This window comes from Streptomyces sp. NPDC001443 (assembly GCF_053597355.1).
In genome coordinates this window covers 134,959-151,839 of the sequence record NZ_JBSFIA010000001.1, presented here as the reverse complement: position 1 = coordinate 151,839, position 16,881 = coordinate 134,959, and the positions used below count along the sequence as shown (strand labels likewise).

Sequence of the window (16,881 nt, the reverse complement as noted above, 5' to 3'; positions counted from 1 at the left end):
TGCTTGTTCCCCGACTTTACTGGGCGACCGGAACCGGCTCGGGCTCGGATTCGGGGGTCCGGCCGGCCAGCCGCTCGCGCCAGGCGGCGAGCACGGTGGCGTCGGTCGCCGGGGTGGCCAGGGAGACCACCAGGTAGGCGGCCAGCGAGGCCAGCAGGCCGTAGTAGACGGGCTCGTTGGCGAGGATGCCGTACGTCGCCATCAGGCCGATCACGGCGAGACCGCCTACCACGACGGAGGCCAGGGCGCCCTGCACGGTGCCTCGCTTCCACAGCAGTCCGCCGAGGATGGGCACGAGCAGTCCGCCGACGAGCAGGTTGTACGCCACGGTCAGCGCCTCGACCACGTTGTTGAGGGCGATGGCCGTGCCGATGACGGCGACCCCCATGATCAGGATGAACGCGCGGTTGCCCTTGACCTCGTCGTGCGCGTCCTCGGCCGTCCCGCCGAGGCCGCCCCGCAACCGCGACCAGATGTCGTTGTTGGCGACGGTGGCACAGGCGATGAGGGCGCCGGAGGAGGTCGACATCACGGCGGCGAGCGCGGCGGCCAGCACCAGGCCCCGGACGCCGATGGGCAGTTCGTGCTTGACGACGGTCGCGAAGGCGTCGTCCGGGCTGGCCAGGTCCGGGTAGAGGACCTTGGCGGCCGTGCCGATGACGGCGCCGGCGAGGGCGTACGCCAGGCAGTAGGTGCCGGCGACGGTGCCGCCCCACTTCGCCGTCCGGTCGTTGCGGGCGGTGAAGACGCGCTGCCAGATGTCCTGGCCGATCAGCATGCCGAAGGTGTAGATCAGCACGTAGGTGAAGATGGTCTCGCCGCCGATGCCCAGCGGGTCGAAGTAGGTGGTGGGCAGCTTGGCCTTCATCTCGTCGAAGCCGCCCGCCCTGATCACCGCGATGGGCAGCAGCAGGAGCAGCACGCCGATCGTCTTCACCACGAACTGCACCATGTCGGTGAGCGTGATCGACCACATACCGCCGAGCGTCGAGTACGCGACGACGATCGAGCCGCCGAGGACGATCGCGAGGGTCCGGTTCATGTCGAACAGGACGTCGAAGATCGTGGCGTAGGCGATGGTCGAGGTGACGGCGAGCATGAGGGTGTACGCCCACATGACCAGGCCCGAGATGACGCCCGCCCGGCCGCCGTAGCGCAGGTCCAGCATCTCGGAGACGGTGTAGACCTTCAGGCGGGCGATACGGGCGGAGAAGAAGACGGACAGGGCGAGGAGTCCGAGGCCGATGGTGAAGACCATCCAGGCGCCGGAGAGTCCGTACTGGTAGCCCAGCCCGACCCCGCCGATGGTGGAGGCGCCGCCGAGCACGATGGCGGCCATGGTGCCGGAGTACATGGCAGGGCCGAGACGGCGGCCCGCCACGAGGAAGTCGCTCTTGGACTTGGCGCGGCGCATGCCCCACCAGCCCATGGCCAGCATGCCGGCCAGATAGACGACGATCACTGTGTAGTCGACGGCCATGCGGGGCCCTCCTTCGCGCTTCGGTCGGTGGCGTGTCGTGCGGGTACGGGGGACGGCCGGCCGCGGTGCGCGGGGACATACGCCGGTACCCGCGGCGGCCGGTCGGCACTGACACTAGGTGGCCGGAAAGCGACGGCGAAGTGTACGTTTCCTCCACCTGAACCGTCTCGGAAGGAGGAAACGCACACCATGCCGGACACTTCCGCACCGGCGGTCCCGCCCACGCCGCCCGTCACGCTGTCGGCGCTGCTGGCCCGGGAGGGCCTGGCCCTGCGGCAGATCGCGGGGCCGTCGGACCCGGATCTGGTGATCCACTGGGTGCACACCTCCGAGATGGCGGACCCCTACCCGTACCTGCTGGGCGGCGAGCTGCTGCTGTCCGCCGGTGTGCACGTCCCGCGGACGGTGGCCCCGGGCGGGGGTCCCGCCGGCACGGACGAGGCCGAGGGGTGGGAGGAGTACTTCGACGACTACGTCTCACGGATCGTGGCGGCGGGCGGCGCGGCCCTCGGTTTCGGGCTGGCGCCGGTGCACGACACGGTGCCGCGGGCGCTGGTGGCGGCCTGCGAGGCGCACGCGCTGCCGCTTCTGGAGGTGCCCCCGCAGACCACGTTCTCGGGCGTGGCCCGCGCGGTCTGGCAGCTCATGGCCCAGTCCCGGCTGGCCGAACTGCGCCGGATCACGGAGGCCCAGCAGAGCCTGGCCGCAGCCGCCTCCCGCACGGACCCGGTGCCCTCGGTGCTGCGCCGGCTGGCCCAGCGGGTGAGCGGCTGGACGGTGCTGTACGGGCCGGACGGGACGGAACTCGCCACGGCGGGCCGCCTGCCCGTGGCCGCGGCGGCCGGGGGCCCGACGGCCACGGCGGCAGCGCCCGGGGGCACGGTGGACCGGCACAGCGCAGCCGGAGCCGGCGCGACGACCGAAGGCGGCACCAGCGGCGGCATCAAGGGCGCGGGAGCCGCGGATCCGGTGCGGCCGGCGCTCGCCGGGCTCGCGCGGGTGGTCACCAGCCGGCTGTCCACCACCGCCACCGACACCACCGCCGGCGTCCATCTCGCGGCCTACGCCCTCGGCACCGGTCAGGGCTTCGTGCTCGGGGTCGCGACCCCGCGCCGCGACCCCGCCGACCACACCGTCGCCTCGGTGGCGGCCGTGCTGCTCTCCCTCCTGACCGGCGAGCACCAGAGCGGCACCGGCGCGGCCCGTTGCTCGGCACTGGTACGTCTGCTGCTGGGCGGCACGCCGGAGACGGTCGCCCCGCTGCTGGGCGCCGAGCGCGGTCGGGTCGTGCACGCCCTCCCGGACGGGCAGACCGCCGGGCCGGTGGCCGCCTCCGCACTGGGCGCGGCGCTCGGTTCCGCGCTGGTCGATCTCTCCGACGGCGTGGTGCGGGTCCTGGTGCCCGACGACCGGGAGCCCCCCGGGCAGCCCGGCTGGACGCTGGGCGTGAGCGCGCCCGCCGCCGCGCGCGACTGGCCGGTCGCCGACGTCCAGGCGGCCCGCGCCCTGGCCCGCGCGCGGGCCACCCGCGTTCCGCTGGTGCGCCACGGCGACCGCCCCGGGCTCGCGGAACTGGTCCCGCACGACGAGGCAATCGCCCACGCCCGCGCGCTGCTGGCGCCGGTCGCCGGTACCCCCGCCCTCACCGAGACCCTACGCGCCTGGCTTTCCCTGCACGGCAGTTGGGACCGTACGGCGGTGGCCCTCACAGTGCACCGCAACACCGTGCGGCAGCGGATCGCCCGGTGCGCGGCGCTGTTGGACGCGGATCTGGACGACCCGGACGTACGGATGGAGCTGTGGTTCGCGCTGAAACAGCGGTGACGCACGGGCCTTGACGGCGGGCAGGGACCCTGGTGAGTGACGCATGTCCCAGCGTGCGGGACGTCGGGTGCGCACCCGGCCCGCTGCCTCACAATGGGGACCATGCCGATACCCGGGACACCCAGCCGCGCCGAACTCGTCGACCACCTCGTACGGACGCGCATCGCGGGGGACGTCGCCACCCCCCGTGAGAACAACCTCTCCCACTACCGCAAGCTGGCGAACGGCGACCGCAACTACTGGCTCGGGCTGGAGCTCGGTGACCGCTGGAGCGACGAGCAGGACGTGCTCGCGGTGATGGCGGAGCGGGTGGGCGTCAACGACGACGCCGCGTACCGGTACGGTCAGGACACCATCGACCCCGAGCTGACCGTCGCCGCCCTGGAGCGGCTGGCGGGCCGGTTGCGCAAGGCGGCCGAGGGCCGGCAGCGGGTGCTGCTCGCCACCGGTCATCCGGGCGGCCTGCTCGACGTGCACCGGGCCACCGCCGCCGCGCTGCGGGCCGCGGGCTGTGACATCGTCGTCATCCCGGACCTGTTGCAGACCGACGAGGGCTACGTCATGCAGTTCGCGGACGTGGCGGTGCTGGAGCACGGCGCCACCCTGTGGCACACCCACTCCGGGGAGCCGATGCGCGCGATCCTCACCGCGCTGGAGCGCGAGAAGCGTCCGCTGCCCGATCTGGTCGTCGCCGACCACGGCTGGGCGGGCTACGCGGGGCAGCACGGCATCGACTCCGTCGGTTACGCCGACTGCAACGACCCGGCGCTCTTCCTCGCCGAGGCGGAGGGCACCCTCCAGGTGGCGGTACCGCTGGACGACCATGTGCTCAGCCCGCGCTACTACGACCCGATGACGGCGTTTCTGCTGGCGGAGGCCGGACTGGCCTGAGCCGGCGGCGGCCCGGTCGGGTACGGCCCACCGGCACCGAAGCGGGCCGTGCGACGCCGCGATGCGCGGCCCCGGGGAGCGGGGCCGCGCATCGCGCGTTCACCTGGCCCGGGTCGGACCGGTGTGGTCAGCGGTAGCCTCCCCAGTCGCCCCAGTTACCCCAGTTGTTGTTCCAGTTACCCCAGTTGTTGTTCCAATTGCCCCAGTTGTTGCCCCAGTTGTTGTTCCAGTTGCCCCAGTTGTTGTTCCAGCCGCGCCAACCGCTGTAGCCGAAGCTGTAGCCGCAGTTGCCGTTGTTCCACCAGCGGCCGTAGCCGGCGTAGTCGTAGCAGTAGCGGTTGTGGCTGGGAGCGTGGCCGGGGGCCTGGCTCGGGGTGGCCGCCGAGGCGGTACCCGCCGCGCCGATCGCGGCACCACCGGCCAGAAGCAGACCGGCTGCGGACGCCGCGAAGAGGCGCCTCACTCGTTGGGCTCGCATGGAAAAACCTCGTTCCATCGTTTCTCGCGGTCCGGGGGAACGCGCGAGGCTGATGGCCGCTGCCACAGGGGCGAAGCGCTGCGGCGCGGTCTCGGGATCACCGCGTATTCAGGAGAGGTACGCGCGGGGCCGCCGACGCCTTCGGGTCGTGAGGGGGTCGTCCGGTACGGGTTTCACGCGCGCGTCACCGCGGACGCGGGCCGTCCGGCCGGAAAACCGCCTCGGCCGGTCGTGCCGTGTCCTGCGGCGTTCAATAAACGAGCCTAGTCCTGCACCCGCGACTCGTCACCTCGGGCGACGACCCGGCGCACGGGGCCCGGCGTCGGGTCCAGGTACACCCGGCTCACCACCGGGAAGGCCGCCCGCAGTCGCTGCTCGGCCCGCTCGCAGGCCCGCTCGATCTGGGCCGCGCTCGACGTGTCCCGCAAGTCGACCTTGGCGGCGACCAGGGCCTCCCGCGGCCCCTGCACCAGGGTCGTCAGTTCCAGTACGGCCTCGATGTGTTCGATCGCCAGCAGCTCCTCGCGGATGCGCAGCCGCACGGGCTCGGGCAGCGGCCGGCCGATGAGGAGTTCGGCGTTGGAGCGGCCCAGGATCCAGGCGACGCACAGCAGGAGCAGGCCGATCAGCAGGGACGCGACGCCGTCCCAGACGCCGGAGCCGGTGAGCTGCCCGCCGAGCAGTCCGCCGGCCGCGAGGACGAGGCCGACGAGGGCGGCGGAGTCCTCCATGACGACCGCCTTCACGGCGGTGTCGGGGGTCCGGCGCAGATAGCGCCGGAAGGGGGTCCCGGTGCGCTCCGCCTCGCCGCGGGCCTGCCGGACGCCGGTGCGCAGGGAGAAGCCCTCCAGCAGGAAGGCGACGGCGAGGACCACGTAGGACACGAGCGGGTCGCCGAGGTCCTCGCCGTCGACCAGGGTGTGGAGGCCGTCGTAGAACGAGAAGACGGCGCCGCCGACGAAGGTGGCGACGGCGGCCAGCATCGCCCAGATGTAACGCTCGGCGCCGTAGCCGAGGGGATGGTCCTCGTCGGCCGGTTTCCCGCTGCGTTTGAGCGCGGTCAGCAGCAGCACCTCGGTGACCGTGTCGGCGACCGAGTGCGCTGCCTCGGAGAGCATCGCGCTGGACCCGCTGATCACGCCGGCGACCGCCTTGGCGAGCGCGACCCCGAGATTGGCGAGAGCGGCCACGATCACCGTGAAGACGCTCTCGCCGTCGTGTGCTGCTGGTGCTTTCCCCTCGGCCATGCCCCTCAGTGTTCCCGAGGGACGCGGACCACGCCTTCCTGGATCACCGAGATGGCCAGCCGGCCGTCCTGGGTGTAGATCCGCGCCTGGCCGAGGCCCCGGCCGCCGTACGCGGACGGCGACTCCTGGTCGTACAGGAGCCATTCGTCGGCGCGGAACGGGCGGTGGAACCACATGGCGTGGTCCAGGGAGGCCCCGACGACGTCGCCCACCGCCCAGCCGCCGCGGCCGTGCGCGAGCAGGACGGAGTCGAGGAGCGTCATGTCGGAGACGTAGGTGGCGAGGACGACGTGCAGCAGCGGTTCGTCGATGGCGCCTTCGAGCTTGCCGTTGGTGCGGAACCACACCTGGGAGTGCGGCTCGCGCGGCTCGCCGAACTTCCCGTAGGGCGGTTCGTCCACGTAGCGCAGGTCGATCGCCTCGCGCGCCTCCAGGAACCGCTCCACCACCTCGGCGTCGAGGTGGTCGTAGCCCCGCAGCCGCTCCTGGGAGGTGGGCAGGGTGACGGGGTCGGGCGCGGCGGGCATCGGGGCCTGGTGGTCGAGTCCGTCCTCGTACGTCTGGAAGGACGCCGACAGGCCGAAGATCGGCTTGCCGTGCTGGACGGCGACGACCCGGCGGGTGGTGAACGAGGCGCCGTCGCGGATGCGGTCGACGTTGTAGACGATGGGCGCGCCCGGGTCGCCCATCCGCAGGAAGTACGCGTGCAGGGAGTGGGCGAGGCGGTCCGGGGGGACCGTCCGCCCGGCGGCGACCAGCGCCTGCGCCGCGACCTGCCCGCCGAAGACGCGCGGGACGACGGCGGACCGGGACCGGCCGCGGAAGATGTTCTCCTCGATCTGCTCGAGGTCGAGCAGATCGAGGAGAGACTGAAGTGCCTGACTCATGCAGCCATTTCTACCGGCGGGGAGTTGCGCGGACCTTACAGACCCATGTCCTTGGCGATGATCGACTTCATGATCTCGCTGGTGCCGCCGTAGATGCGGTTGACGCGGTTGTCCGCGTACAGGCGGGCGATCGGGTACTCGTTCATGAAGCCGTAGCCGCCGTGGAGCTGGAGGCAGCGGTCGATGACGCGGTGGGCGACCTCGGTGGCGAACAGCTTGGCGCTGGCGGCCTCGGCGGGGGTCAGCTCACCGGCGTCGAGGGCCTCCGTGGCGCGGTCGACGACGGCCTCGGCCGCGTCCACCTCGGCCTGGCAGGCGGCCAGTTCGAACTTGGTGTTCTGGAAGGACGCCACGGTCTGCCCGAAGACGGTGCGCTCCTTGACGTACTCCTTGGCGAACCGGACGGCGGCCTTGGCCTGCGCGTAGGCGCCGAAGGCGATGCCCCAGCGCTCGGAGGCGAGGTTGTGGCCGAGGTAGTAGAAGCCCTTGTTCTCCTCGCCGAGGAGGTCCTCGACGGGGACCTTGACGTCGACGAACGCCAGCTCGGCGGTGTCGGAGGTCTTCAGGCCGAGCTTGTCCAGCTTGCGGCCGATGGAGTAGCCCTCGGCCTTGGTGTCCACCACGAACAGGGAGATGCCGTGGCGGCGGTCCTCGGCGGTGGGCGCGGAGGTACGGGCGCAGACGATCATGCGGTCGGCGTGCACACCGCCGGTGATGAAGGTCTTGGAACCGTTGAGGACGTAGTGCGTGCCGTCCTCGGAGAGCTTGGCGGTGGTCTTCATGCCCGCGAGGTCGGAGCCGGTGCCCGGCTCGGTCATCGCGATGGCCCACATCTCCTCGCCGGAGGCGAACTTCGGGAGGTAGCGCTTCTTCTGCTCGTCGGTGGCGAGCAGCTTGATGTAGGGCAGGCCGAGCAGCACGTGCACGCCGGAGCCGCCGAAGGTGATGCCCGCGCGGGCGGTCTCCTCGTAGACCACGGCCTCGAACTTGTACGAGTCGATGCCGGCGCCGCCGTACTCCTCGTCGACGCGGATGCCGAAGACGCCCAGCTCGCCGAGCTTGTAGTAGAAGTCGCGGGGCGCCTGGCCGGCCGCGAACCACTCGTCGTAGACGGGGACGACCTCGGCCTCGATGAAGGCGCGCAGGGTCTCCCGGAACGCCTCGTGATCCTCGTTGAACACCGTACGGCGCACGCCGCCACCTCCAGGTCTTTGCCGTCGTCGGCTGTCTAAGCGCTTGCTCAGATCAACCGTACCGGCCGGTAGTGACAGGCGTCGAGGGGATCGGCCGTAACGCTCGTCACGCCCGCGCGGGGGCCTCCGGCTCCTCGGGGCCGGCCGCCGCCCCCAGGGCGCCGCGCGCCATCCGGTGCAGCAGCCGCGCCGTCACCGCGCGCCCCGGCAGGGACCCCGGGCGGCCGAGGTGGGGGGTGGAGTTCAGCAGGCCGAAGACCGAGTGCACCGCCGAGCGGGCGGCCGGCTCGGCCAGCGCCGGATAGACCTCGCGCACCAGCCCGACCCACAGCTCGACGTACTGCCGCTGGAGCTGGCGCACCAGCTTGCGGTCGCTGTCGCGCAGCCGGTCCAGCTCACGGTCGTGCAGGGTGATGAGCGGGCGGTCGTCGAGCGCGAAGTCGATGTGCCCCTCGATGAGCGAGTCGAGGACCACCTCGGCGGACCCGCCGTCCGCCTCCTCCAGGCGCCGGCGCGCGCCGGTCAGCAGCTGACCGCTGATCCCCACCAGCAGCTCCGCGAGCATCGCGTCCTTGCCCGGGAAGTGCCGGTAGAGCCCGGGGCCGCTGATGCCGACCGCGGCACCTATCTCGTCGACTCCGACACCGTGGAAGCCGCGCTCGGCGAACAGCCGGGCGGCCTCCCTGAGGATCTGCTCGCGCCGGGTGGGGGCGTCGGTTCTCGTGGCCATGGAAGCAATTCTAGACAGGGAGGTTAGCGGTCGTTAACCTAAAGGAAATGGTTAACGCTCATTAACAGTCGATCGCTGGGTGAGGGGACCGCAGGATGCAAGAGGCACCGGAGCTGACGAGCGCGGCCGATCCCGCGTCGGAGGCCTGGCAAGCCAACGAGGAGGCGCACCGCGCCCTCGTGGAAGAGCTGCACGCGAAACTGGCCGCGGCCCGGCTGGGGGGCGGTGAGAAGGCACGGGCCAGGCACACCGCGCGCGGGAAGCTGCTGCCGCGGGACCGGGTGGACACCCTCCTGGACCCGGGCTCGCCGTTCCTGGAGCTGGCCCCGCTGGCCGCCGAGGGGATGTACGAGGGACAGGCCCCGGCCGCCGGCGTGATCGCCGGTATCGGGCGGGTGAGCGGCCGGCTCTGCGTGGTCGTCGCCAACGACGCCACCGTCAAGGGCGGCACCTACTACCCGATGACGGTGAAGAAGCACCTGCGCGCGCAGGAGGTGGCGCTGGAGAACCGCCTGCCGTGCATCTACCTCGTGGACTCCGGGGGCGCCTTCCTGCCCATGCAGGACGACGTCTTCCCCGACCGCGAGCACTTCGGGCGGATCTTCTACAACCAGGCGCGGATGTCCGGCGCCGGGATCCCGCAGATCGCCGCCGTGCTCGGCTCGTGCACGGCCGGCGGGGCGTACGTGCCCGCGATGAGCGACGAGGCCGTGATCGTGCGCGACCAGGGCACCATCTTCCTGGGCGGGCCGCCGCTGGTGAAGGCCGCCACCGGAGAGGTCGTCACCGCCGAGGAGCTCGGCGGCGGCGAGGTCCACTCGCGGGTGTCGGGCGTGACCGACCACCTCGCCGAGGACGACGCCCACGCGCTGCGGATCGTGCGGAACATCGCCGCCACCCTGCCCGCGCGCGGCCCGCTGCCCTGGGAGGCCACCACCCCGGTCGAGCCGAAGGTGGACCCCGCCGGGCTGTACGGCGCGGTGCCCGTCGACTCCCGCACCCCCTACGACGTCCGCGAGGTCATCGCGCGCGTGGTCGACGGCTCGCGGTTCGCCGAGTTCAAGTCCGAGTTCGGACAGACCCTGGTCACCGGCTTCGCCCGGATCCACGGCCACCCGGTCGGGATCGTCGCCAACAACGGCATCCTGTTCGCCGAGTCCGCCCAGAAGGGCGCCCACTTCATCGAGCTGTGCGACCAGCGCGGGATCCCGCTGGTGTTCCTCCAGAACATCTCCGGCTTCATGGTGGGCAAGGCCTACGAGGCGGGCGGCATCGCCAAGCACGGCGCCAAGATGGTGACCGCGGTGGCGTGCACCCGGGTGCCGAAGCTGACGGTGGTGGTCGGCGGGTCGTACGGCGCGGGCAACTACTCCATGTGCGGACGGGCGTATTCGCCGCGCTTCCTGTGGATGTGGCCCAACGCCAAGATCTCCGTGATGGGCGGCGAGCAGGCCGCCTCCGTCCTCGCGACCGTCAAGCGGGACCAGCTGGAGGCCCGCGGGGAGTCCTGGCCGCTGGAGGACGAGGAGTCCTTCAAGGACCCGATCCGCGCCCAGTACGAGCGCCAGGGCAACGCCTACTACGCCACGGCCCGGCTCTGGGACGACGGCGTGATCGACCCGATGGAGACCCGGCAGGTGCTGGGCCTGGCCCTGACGGCGTGCGCGGGCGCGCCGCTGGCCGAGCCCGCCTTCGGCGTCTTCCGGATGTGAGGGGACCACAGACCATGTTCGACACAGTCCTTGTGGCCAACCGGGGCGAGATCGCCGTACGCGTCATCCGGACGCTGCGCGCGCTCGGGGTGCGCTCGGTGGCCGTCTTCTCCGACGCCGACGCGGACGCCCGGCACGTGCGCGAGGCCGACACGGCCGTACGGATCGGGCCGCCGTCCGCGGCCGAGAGCTATCTGTCGGTGGAGCGGCTGCTGGAGGCCGCCGCCCGCAGCGGAGCCCAGGCCGTGCACCCCGGGTACGGGTTCCTCGCGGAGAACGCCGGGTTCGCCCGCGCGTGCGCCGAGGCGGGCCTGGCCTTCATCGGCCCTCCGGCGGACGCGATCTCCCTCATGGGCGACAAGATCCGCGCGAAGGAGACGGTGCGGGCCGCGGGCGTCCCGGTCGTGCCCGGCTCCAGCGGCAGCGGACTCACCGACGCCGAGCTGGCCGGGGCCGCCCGCGAGATCGGCATGCCGGTGCTGCTGAAGCCGTCGGCGGGCGGCGGCGGCAAGGGCATGCGGCTGGTGCGCGAGGCCTCGGCGCTGGCCGACGAGATCGCCGCCGCCCGCCGCGAGGCCCGCACTTCCTTCGGCGACGACACGCTCCTGGTCGAGCGCTGGATCGACCGGCCCCGGCACATCGAGATCCAGGTCCTGGCCGACGCGCACGGCAACGTGGTGCACCTGGGAGAGCGCGAGTGCTCGCTCCAGCGTCGGCACCAGAAGATCGTCGAGGAGGCGCCGAGCGTGCTTCTGGACGAGGCGACCCGCGCCGCGATGGGCGAGGCCGCCGTCCAGGCCGCCCGCTCCTGCGGCTACCGGGGCGCGGGCACGGTGGAGTTCATCGTCCCCGGCAACGACCCGTCCTCGTACTACTTCATGGAGATGAACACCCGTCTCCAGGTGGAGCACCCGGTCACCGAGCTGATCACGGGCATCGACCTGGTGGAGTGGCAGCTGCGGGTGGCGGCGGGCGAGCCGCTGCCGTACGCCCAGGACGACATCCGGCTGACCGGCCACGCCGTCGAGGCCCGCGTCTGTGCCGAGGACCCCGCGCGCGGGTTCCTCCCCTCCGGCGGCACCGTGCTGCGGCTGGCGGAACCCCAGGGCGACGGGGTGCGCACCGACTCCGGGCTCAGCGAGGGCACCGAGGTCGGCAGCCTCTACGACCCGATGCTGTCCAAGGTCATCGCCTACGGCCCCGACCGCGCCACCGCGCTGCGCAGGCTGCGCGCGGCCCTCGCGGACACGGTCACGCTGGGCGTGCCGACCAACGCGGGGTTCCTGCGCCGGCTGCTGGCCCATCCGGCGGTCGTCGCGGGCGAGCTGGACACCGGCCTGGTCGAGCGGGTGGCGGCGGACCTGGTCCCCACCGATGTGCCCGACGAGGTCTACGAGGCCGCCGCGGCCGTCCGTCTGGACGCGCTGCGTCCCGCCGACGGAGGCTGGACCGACCCCTTCTCGGTGCCGAACGGCTGGCGGCTGGGCGGCCGGCCCCGGCCGGTCGGTTTCCACCTGCGGGTGCAGGACCCGGTGGAGTACGTGCCGCGCGGCACCCACACCGTCACCGAGGACCGGGTCTCCGTGACCCTGGACGGCGTCCGCCACACCTTCCGGCGCGCCGCCGACTGGCTCGGCCGGGACGGCGACGCCTGGCACGTGCGCGACCACGACCCGGTCGCCGCGTCCCTGGACCGCGCCGCGCACGGCGGAGCCGACTCGCTCACCGCGCCCATGCCCGGCACGGTCACCGTGGTGAAGGTGGCCGTCGGCGACGAGGTGACGGCCGGTCAGAGCCTGCTGGTCGTCGAGGCGATGAAGATGGAGCACGTCATCTCCGCCCCGCACGCCGGCACGGTCACCGAGCTGGACGTCCGGCCGGGCAGCACGGTCGCCATGGACCAGGTGCTCGCCGTCGTCGCCCCACACGAGGAGGTGGCGCCGTGACCGCCCCCGGACTGCCCATGGCCGTGCCGGACCCGGAGCTGCCGGCGCGGGTGCGCATCCACGAGGTCGGCGCGCGCGACGGCCTGCAGAACGAGAAGGCGACCGTGCCGACCGAGGTGAAGGCGGAGTTCGTGCGCCGCCTGGCCGACGCGGGCCTGGGCACCGTCGAGGCGACCAGCTTCGTGCACCCGAAGTGGGTGCCCCAGCTCGCCGACGCCGAGCAGCTCTTCCCGCTGGTCGCGGATCTGCCGGTGGAGCTGCCGGTGCTCGTGCCCAACGAGCGGGGGCTGGAGCGCGCCCTGGCGCTGGGCGCGCGCCGCGTCGCCGTGTTCGCCAGCGCCACCGAGTCCTTCGCCAAGGCCAACCTCAACCGGACGGTGGACGAGGCGCTGGCGATGTTCGAGCCGGTCGTCGCGCGGGCCAGGGCCGAGGGCGGACACGTGCGCGGCTACCTCTCCATGTGCTTCGGCGACCCGTGGGAGGGCGCGGTGCCGGTCCCCCAGGTCGTCCGGGTCTGCAAGGCCCTGAGGGACATGGGCTGCGACGAGCTGAGCCTCGGCGACACCATCGGGGTCGCGACCCCGGGCCATGTGCGCGAACTGCTCGTCTCGCTGGACGCGCAGGGCATCCCCGCCGAGGTGCTGGGCGTGCACTTCCACGACACCTACGGCCAGGCACTCGCCAACACCCTGGCCGCGCTCCGGCAGGGCGTCACCACCGTCGACGCCTCCGCCGGAGGTCTCGGCGGCTGCCCCTACGCCAAGTCCGCGACCGGCAACCTCGCCACCGAGGACCTCGTGTGGATGCTGCACGGTCTCGGCATCGACACCGGAGTCGACCTCGGCCGTCTCGTCGCCACGAGCGTGTGGATGGCCGACCGACTGGGCCGACCCAGCCCGTCCCGCACCGTACGAGCCCTCTCCTACCAGGAGCAGTGAACACGATGGACCACAAGCTCTCCCCCGAACTGGAAGAACTCCGCCGCACGGTGGAGGAGTTCGCCCACGACGTCGTGGCACCGAAGATCGGTGACTTCTACGAGCGGCACGAGTTCCCCTACGAGATCGTCCGCGAGATGGGCCGGATGGGCCTGTTCGGGCTGCCGTTCCCGGAGGAGTACGGCGGCATGGGCGGCGACTACCTGGCGCTGGGCATCGCGCTGGAGGAACTGGCCCGGGTGGACTCGTCCGTGGCCATCACCCTGGAGGCGGGCGTCTCGCTGGGGGCCATGCCGATCCACCTCTTCGGCACCGAGGAGCAGAAGCGGGAGTGGCTGCCGCGGCTGTGCGCCGGCGAGATCCTGGGTGCCTTCGGCCTGACCGAGCCGGACGGCGGCTCGGACGCGGGCGCGACCCGTACGACGGCCCGCCTCGACCCCGAGACGGACGAATGGGTCATCAACGGCAGCAAGTGCTTCATCACCAACTCCGGTACGGACATCACGGGTCTGGTGACGGTCACCGCGGTCACCGGCCGCAAGCCGGACGGCAGGCCGCTGATCTCCTCGATCATCGTCCCGTCGGGCACCCCCGGTTTCACGGTCGCGGCGCCCTACTCGAAGGTCGGCTGGAACGCCTCGGACACCCGTGAGCTGTCCTTCGCGGACGTGCGGGTCCCGGCCGCGAACCTGCTGGGCGAACAGGGCCGCGGGTACGCGCAGTTCCTGCGGATCCTGGACGAGGGGCGGATCGCCATCGCGGCCCTGGCCACCGGGCTGGCGCAGGGCTGTGTGGACGAGTCGGTGAAGTACGCCAAGGAGCGGCACGCCTTCGGCCGCCCGATCGGCGCGAACCAGGCCATCCAGTTCAAGGTCGCCGACATGGAGATGCGGGCGCACATGGCCCGCGTCGGCTGGCGCGACGCCGCTTCCCGTCTCGTCGCGGGCGAGCCCTTCAAGAAGGAGGCGGCGGTCGCCAAGCTGTACTCCTCCACCATCGCGGTGGACAACGCCCGCGACGCCACCCAGATCCACGGCGGCTACGGCTTCATGAACGAGTACCCGGTGGCCCGCATGTGGCGCGACTCCAAGATCCTGGAGATCGGCGAGGGCACCAGCGAGGTCCAGCGGATGCTGATCGCACGGGAGTTGGGGCTGGCGGGCTGAACCGCCCTCCGCAGGCCGGGTCGGCGGGCGGGGAGCGCGGGCAGGTCGTCGTCGACCGACGGGGAGCGCGGGCAGGTCGTCGTCGACGGCCTGCCCGTCCGCGTCCGGGCGGGGCACTCGGCCATGGGGCGACATCGGGTCAACTCGCCGCGGAACAGCCGGAGTCGGTCGACACGCCGGGCCCACAGCCCAGACACAGGGTGAAGCGGCGACCCCCACCCCCTGGGACATGAGCTGAGGTTAGGCTAACCTACCTTCGAATTGTCCGGCGGGTGATCCGCCCTGTTCGAAAGCAGCGTAGCCATGCCCAACGCCAGCGCCACCCACCTCTCCCGTCGCGGCATCCTCGCCGCGGGCGGAGCCCTCGGTCTCGGCGCCGTGCTCGCCGCGTGCGGGGACGACGACGCGAAAGACGGCGGTTCGGCCAAGGAGACGGCCGCTGCCGCCAAGTCCGGCCCCTGGACGTTCAAGGACGACCGCGGCACCACGGTGAAGCTGGACAAGATCCCCGCGAACATCGTCGCCTTCACCGGCGTCGGCGCCGCCCTCCACGACTACGGCATCTCGGTCAAGGGCGTCTTCGGCCCCACCAAGACCGCCGACGGCAAGGCCGACGTCCAGGCGGGCGACATGGACGTCAGCAAGGTCACCGTGCTGGGCAACGTCTGGGACGAGTTCAACGTCGAGAAGTACGCGGCCCTGGCGCCGGACGTGCTGATCTCCACGATGTTCGACGACGCCGGCACCCTCTGGTACGTCCCCGAGGCCTCCAAGGACAAGATCGCCAAGCTCGCCCCGAGCGTCGGCGTCTCCGTCTACGACCGCCAGCTCGACAAGCCGCTCCAGCGCGTGTGGGAGCTGGCCGAGTCGCTCGGCGCGGACATGAAGGCCGCCGCGGTCACCGACGCCAAGAAGCGCTTCGAGACGGCCGCCGCCCGGCTGCGCGCGGCCGCCAAGGCCAAGCCCGAGATCAAGGTCATGGCGGGCTCCGCCAGCCAGGAGCTGTTCTACGTCTCCGGCACCAACCTCTCCATCGACCTGGAGTACTTCAAGGCCCTCGGCGTGAACTTCGTCGAGCCCCCGGAGAGCGCCAAGAAGGAGGGCGGCGGCTGGTACGAGAGCCTGAGCTGGGAGAACGTCGACAAGTACCAGGCCGACATCATCATGATGGACGACCGCTCCTCGACCATCCAGCCGGCCGACATCACCGAGGCCACCTGGAAGAAGCTCCCGGCGGTCAAGGCGGGCCAGGTCATCGCGCGTTCGCCCGAGCCGATCCTGTCCTACGCCAAGTGCGTGCCGCTGCTCGACAACCTCGCCGAGGCGCTCGAGAACGCGAAGAAGGTCAGCTGACCGCCCACCCTTCCTGAGCCTCAGGAGCTCCCATGACGACGGCCGTGGCCGCCCCGTTCCGCTTCTTCTCCCTCCGGGTCGTACGGACGAGGCGGCTCGGCCCGTCCCTGGTCCGGATCACCTTCGGCGGGTCCGACCTCACCCACTTCCGCTCTCAGGGGCGCGACCAGAGCCTGTCGCTGTTCCTGCCGCACCCCGGCCAGCACGAGCCCGCGGTCCCGGTCGAGCTCGGTGACAACTGGTGGCAGGGGTGGCGTGAACTCCCCGACGACGTACGGGCGGTGATGCGCTCGTACACCCTGCGCTCACTGCGCAGGGACGCGCTCGGCGACACCGCCGAGATCGACATCGACTTCGTGCTGCACGGCGTGGAGCCGGGCGCGGCCGCCCCCGCGGGCCCCGCCTCCCGCTGGGCGTCGCGGGCGGCCGCGGGCGACCGCGTCCGGCTGCTCGGCCCGGCGGTCGCCGACAACCGCGCGATCCGCTTCCGCCCGCCCGAGGACACCGATCTGGTGCTGATCTGGGGGGACGAGACGGCCCTGCCCGCCGTCTCGTCGATCCTGGAGTCCCTCCCGGCCGGCACCCGCGCCCGGGTGTGGCTGGAGGTGCACCACGCGGGCACCGTCCAGGACCTGGCCACACGGGCCGACACCGAGATCACCTGGCTCGTACGGGACGGACACGGCGCCCTGGAGAGTCCCCCGGCTCTCGACGCCCTGCGCGCGGCGGACCTCCCGGCCGCCCGGAACCCGTACGTGTGGATCGCGGGCGAGTCGGACTGCGTGAAGCGGCTGCGCCGACACTTCGTCGGCGAGCGGGGCGTCGACCGGCGCCGGGTCACCTTCGTGGGCTACTGGCGCCAGGGCCTGTCCGAGGAACAGCTGCGCGAGCAGGAGTGAGCCGCCGCGCCCGACCGAGCGGGCCCGGCGACGGCCGTTGCGACCGACAGGGCCCGGTGGCAGGGCAGATGAGGACGCCGGGTCCAAGTGATCGCGGTCACGGGGGAGTCGGCGTTTCGGTCCGGTTAATTAGGTTA

Annotated in this window: 14 protein-coding genes; 8 read left to right on the top strand and 6 right to left on the bottom strand. The window is 72.1% G+C overall.

What is annotated here, in order from left to right; all coding sequences use genetic code 11:
- Positions 1-16 precede the first annotated feature (16 nt).
- On the bottom strand, positions 17-1,480 hold the full coding sequence (locus ACWC24_RS00710; RefSeq protein ID WP_450660653.1) for a sodium:solute symporter: 1,464 nt from the start codon (positions 1,478-1,480) through the stop codon (positions 17-19).
- 189 nt (positions 1,481-1,669) lie between these two features.
- Between ACWC24_RS00710 and ACWC24_RS00705 the strand changes: the two genes are divergently transcribed.
- Positions 1,670-3,304, top strand: a complete 1,635-nt coding sequence (locus ACWC24_RS00705) for a helix-turn-helix domain-containing protein (RefSeq protein ID WP_450660652.1) — start codon at positions 1,670-1,672, stop codon at positions 3,302-3,304.
- Positions 3,305-3,406: 102 nt separating this feature from the next.
- Positions 3,407-4,195: a phosphatase gene (locus ACWC24_RS00700; RefSeq protein ID WP_450660651.1), complete on the top strand. Its 789-nt coding sequence runs from the start codon at positions 3,407-3,409 to the stop codon at positions 4,193-4,195.
- A gap of 127 nt (positions 4,196-4,322) precedes the next feature.
- On the opposite strand, the gene ACWC24_RS00695 is transcribed toward ACWC24_RS00700, so the two are convergent.
- From ACWC24_RS00695 to ACWC24_RS00675, 5 genes are all read right to left on the bottom strand, one after another.
- Positions 4,323-4,673 carry a hypothetical protein gene (locus ACWC24_RS00695; protein WP_450660650.1) on the bottom strand — a complete coding sequence of 117 codons (351 nt, stop codon included), beginning with the start codon at positions 4,671-4,673 and terminating at the stop codon, positions 4,323-4,325.
- 263 nt (positions 4,674-4,936) lie between these two features.
- Positions 4,937-5,920 carry a cation diffusion facilitator family transporter gene (locus ACWC24_RS00690; protein ID WP_450660649.1) on the bottom strand — a complete coding sequence of 328 codons (984 nt, stop codon included), beginning with the start codon at positions 5,918-5,920 and terminating at the stop codon, positions 4,937-4,939.
- Positions 5,921-5,925: 5 nt separating this feature from the next.
- Positions 5,926-6,807, bottom strand: a complete 882-nt coding sequence (locus tag ACWC24_RS00685; RefSeq protein WP_450660648.1) for an acyl-CoA thioesterase — start codon at positions 6,805-6,807, stop codon at positions 5,926-5,928.
- Positions 6,808-6,842: 35 nt separating this feature from the next.
- Positions 6,843-8,000 carry an acyl-CoA dehydrogenase family protein gene (locus ACWC24_RS00680; RefSeq protein WP_162469361.1) on the bottom strand — a complete coding sequence of 386 codons (1,158 nt, stop codon included), beginning with the start codon at positions 7,998-8,000 and terminating at the stop codon, positions 6,843-6,845.
- Positions 8,001-8,106: 106 nt separating this feature from the next.
- On the bottom strand, positions 8,107-8,730 hold the full coding sequence (locus ACWC24_RS00675; RefSeq protein ID WP_450660647.1) for an SACE_7040 family transcriptional regulator: 624 nt from the start codon (positions 8,728-8,730) through the stop codon (positions 8,107-8,109).
- 95 nt (positions 8,731-8,825) lie between these two features.
- On the opposite strand from ACWC24_RS00675, the gene ACWC24_RS00670 reads away from it, so the two are divergent.
- The 6 genes from ACWC24_RS00670 (at position 8,826) to ACWC24_RS00645 (ending at position 16,744) form a co-directional block, all read left to right on the top strand.
- Positions 8,826-10,442: a carboxyl transferase domain-containing protein gene (locus tag ACWC24_RS00670; protein WP_450660646.1), complete on the top strand. Its 1,617-nt coding sequence runs from the start codon at positions 8,826-8,828 to the stop codon at positions 10,440-10,442.
- A gap of 14 nt (positions 10,443-10,456) precedes the next feature.
- A complete protein-coding gene (locus ACWC24_RS00665; protein WP_450660645.1) occupies positions 10,457-12,388 on the top strand; it encodes an acetyl/propionyl/methylcrotonyl-CoA carboxylase subunit alpha in 1,932 nt (643 codons plus the stop codon).
- Between the two features lie 17 nt (positions 12,389-12,405).
- A complete protein-coding gene (locus ACWC24_RS00660; protein WP_450661021.1) occupies positions 12,406-13,326 on the top strand; it encodes a hydroxymethylglutaryl-CoA lyase in 921 nt (306 codons plus the stop codon).
- A gap of 5 nt (positions 13,327-13,331) precedes the next feature.
- On the top strand, positions 13,332-14,492 hold the full coding sequence (locus ACWC24_RS00655; protein ID WP_450661020.1) for an acyl-CoA dehydrogenase family protein: 1,161 nt from the start codon (positions 13,332-13,334) through the stop codon (positions 14,490-14,492).
- 303 nt (positions 14,493-14,795) lie between these two features.
- A complete protein-coding gene (locus ACWC24_RS00650) occupies positions 14,796-15,845 on the top strand; it encodes an ABC transporter substrate-binding protein (protein WP_450660644.1) in 1,050 nt (349 codons plus the stop codon).
- Between the two features lie 32 nt (positions 15,846-15,877).
- A complete protein-coding gene (locus ACWC24_RS00645; protein WP_450660643.1) occupies positions 15,878-16,744 on the top strand; it encodes a siderophore-interacting protein in 867 nt (288 codons plus the stop codon).
- Positions 16,745-16,881: the final 137 nt, after the last annotated feature.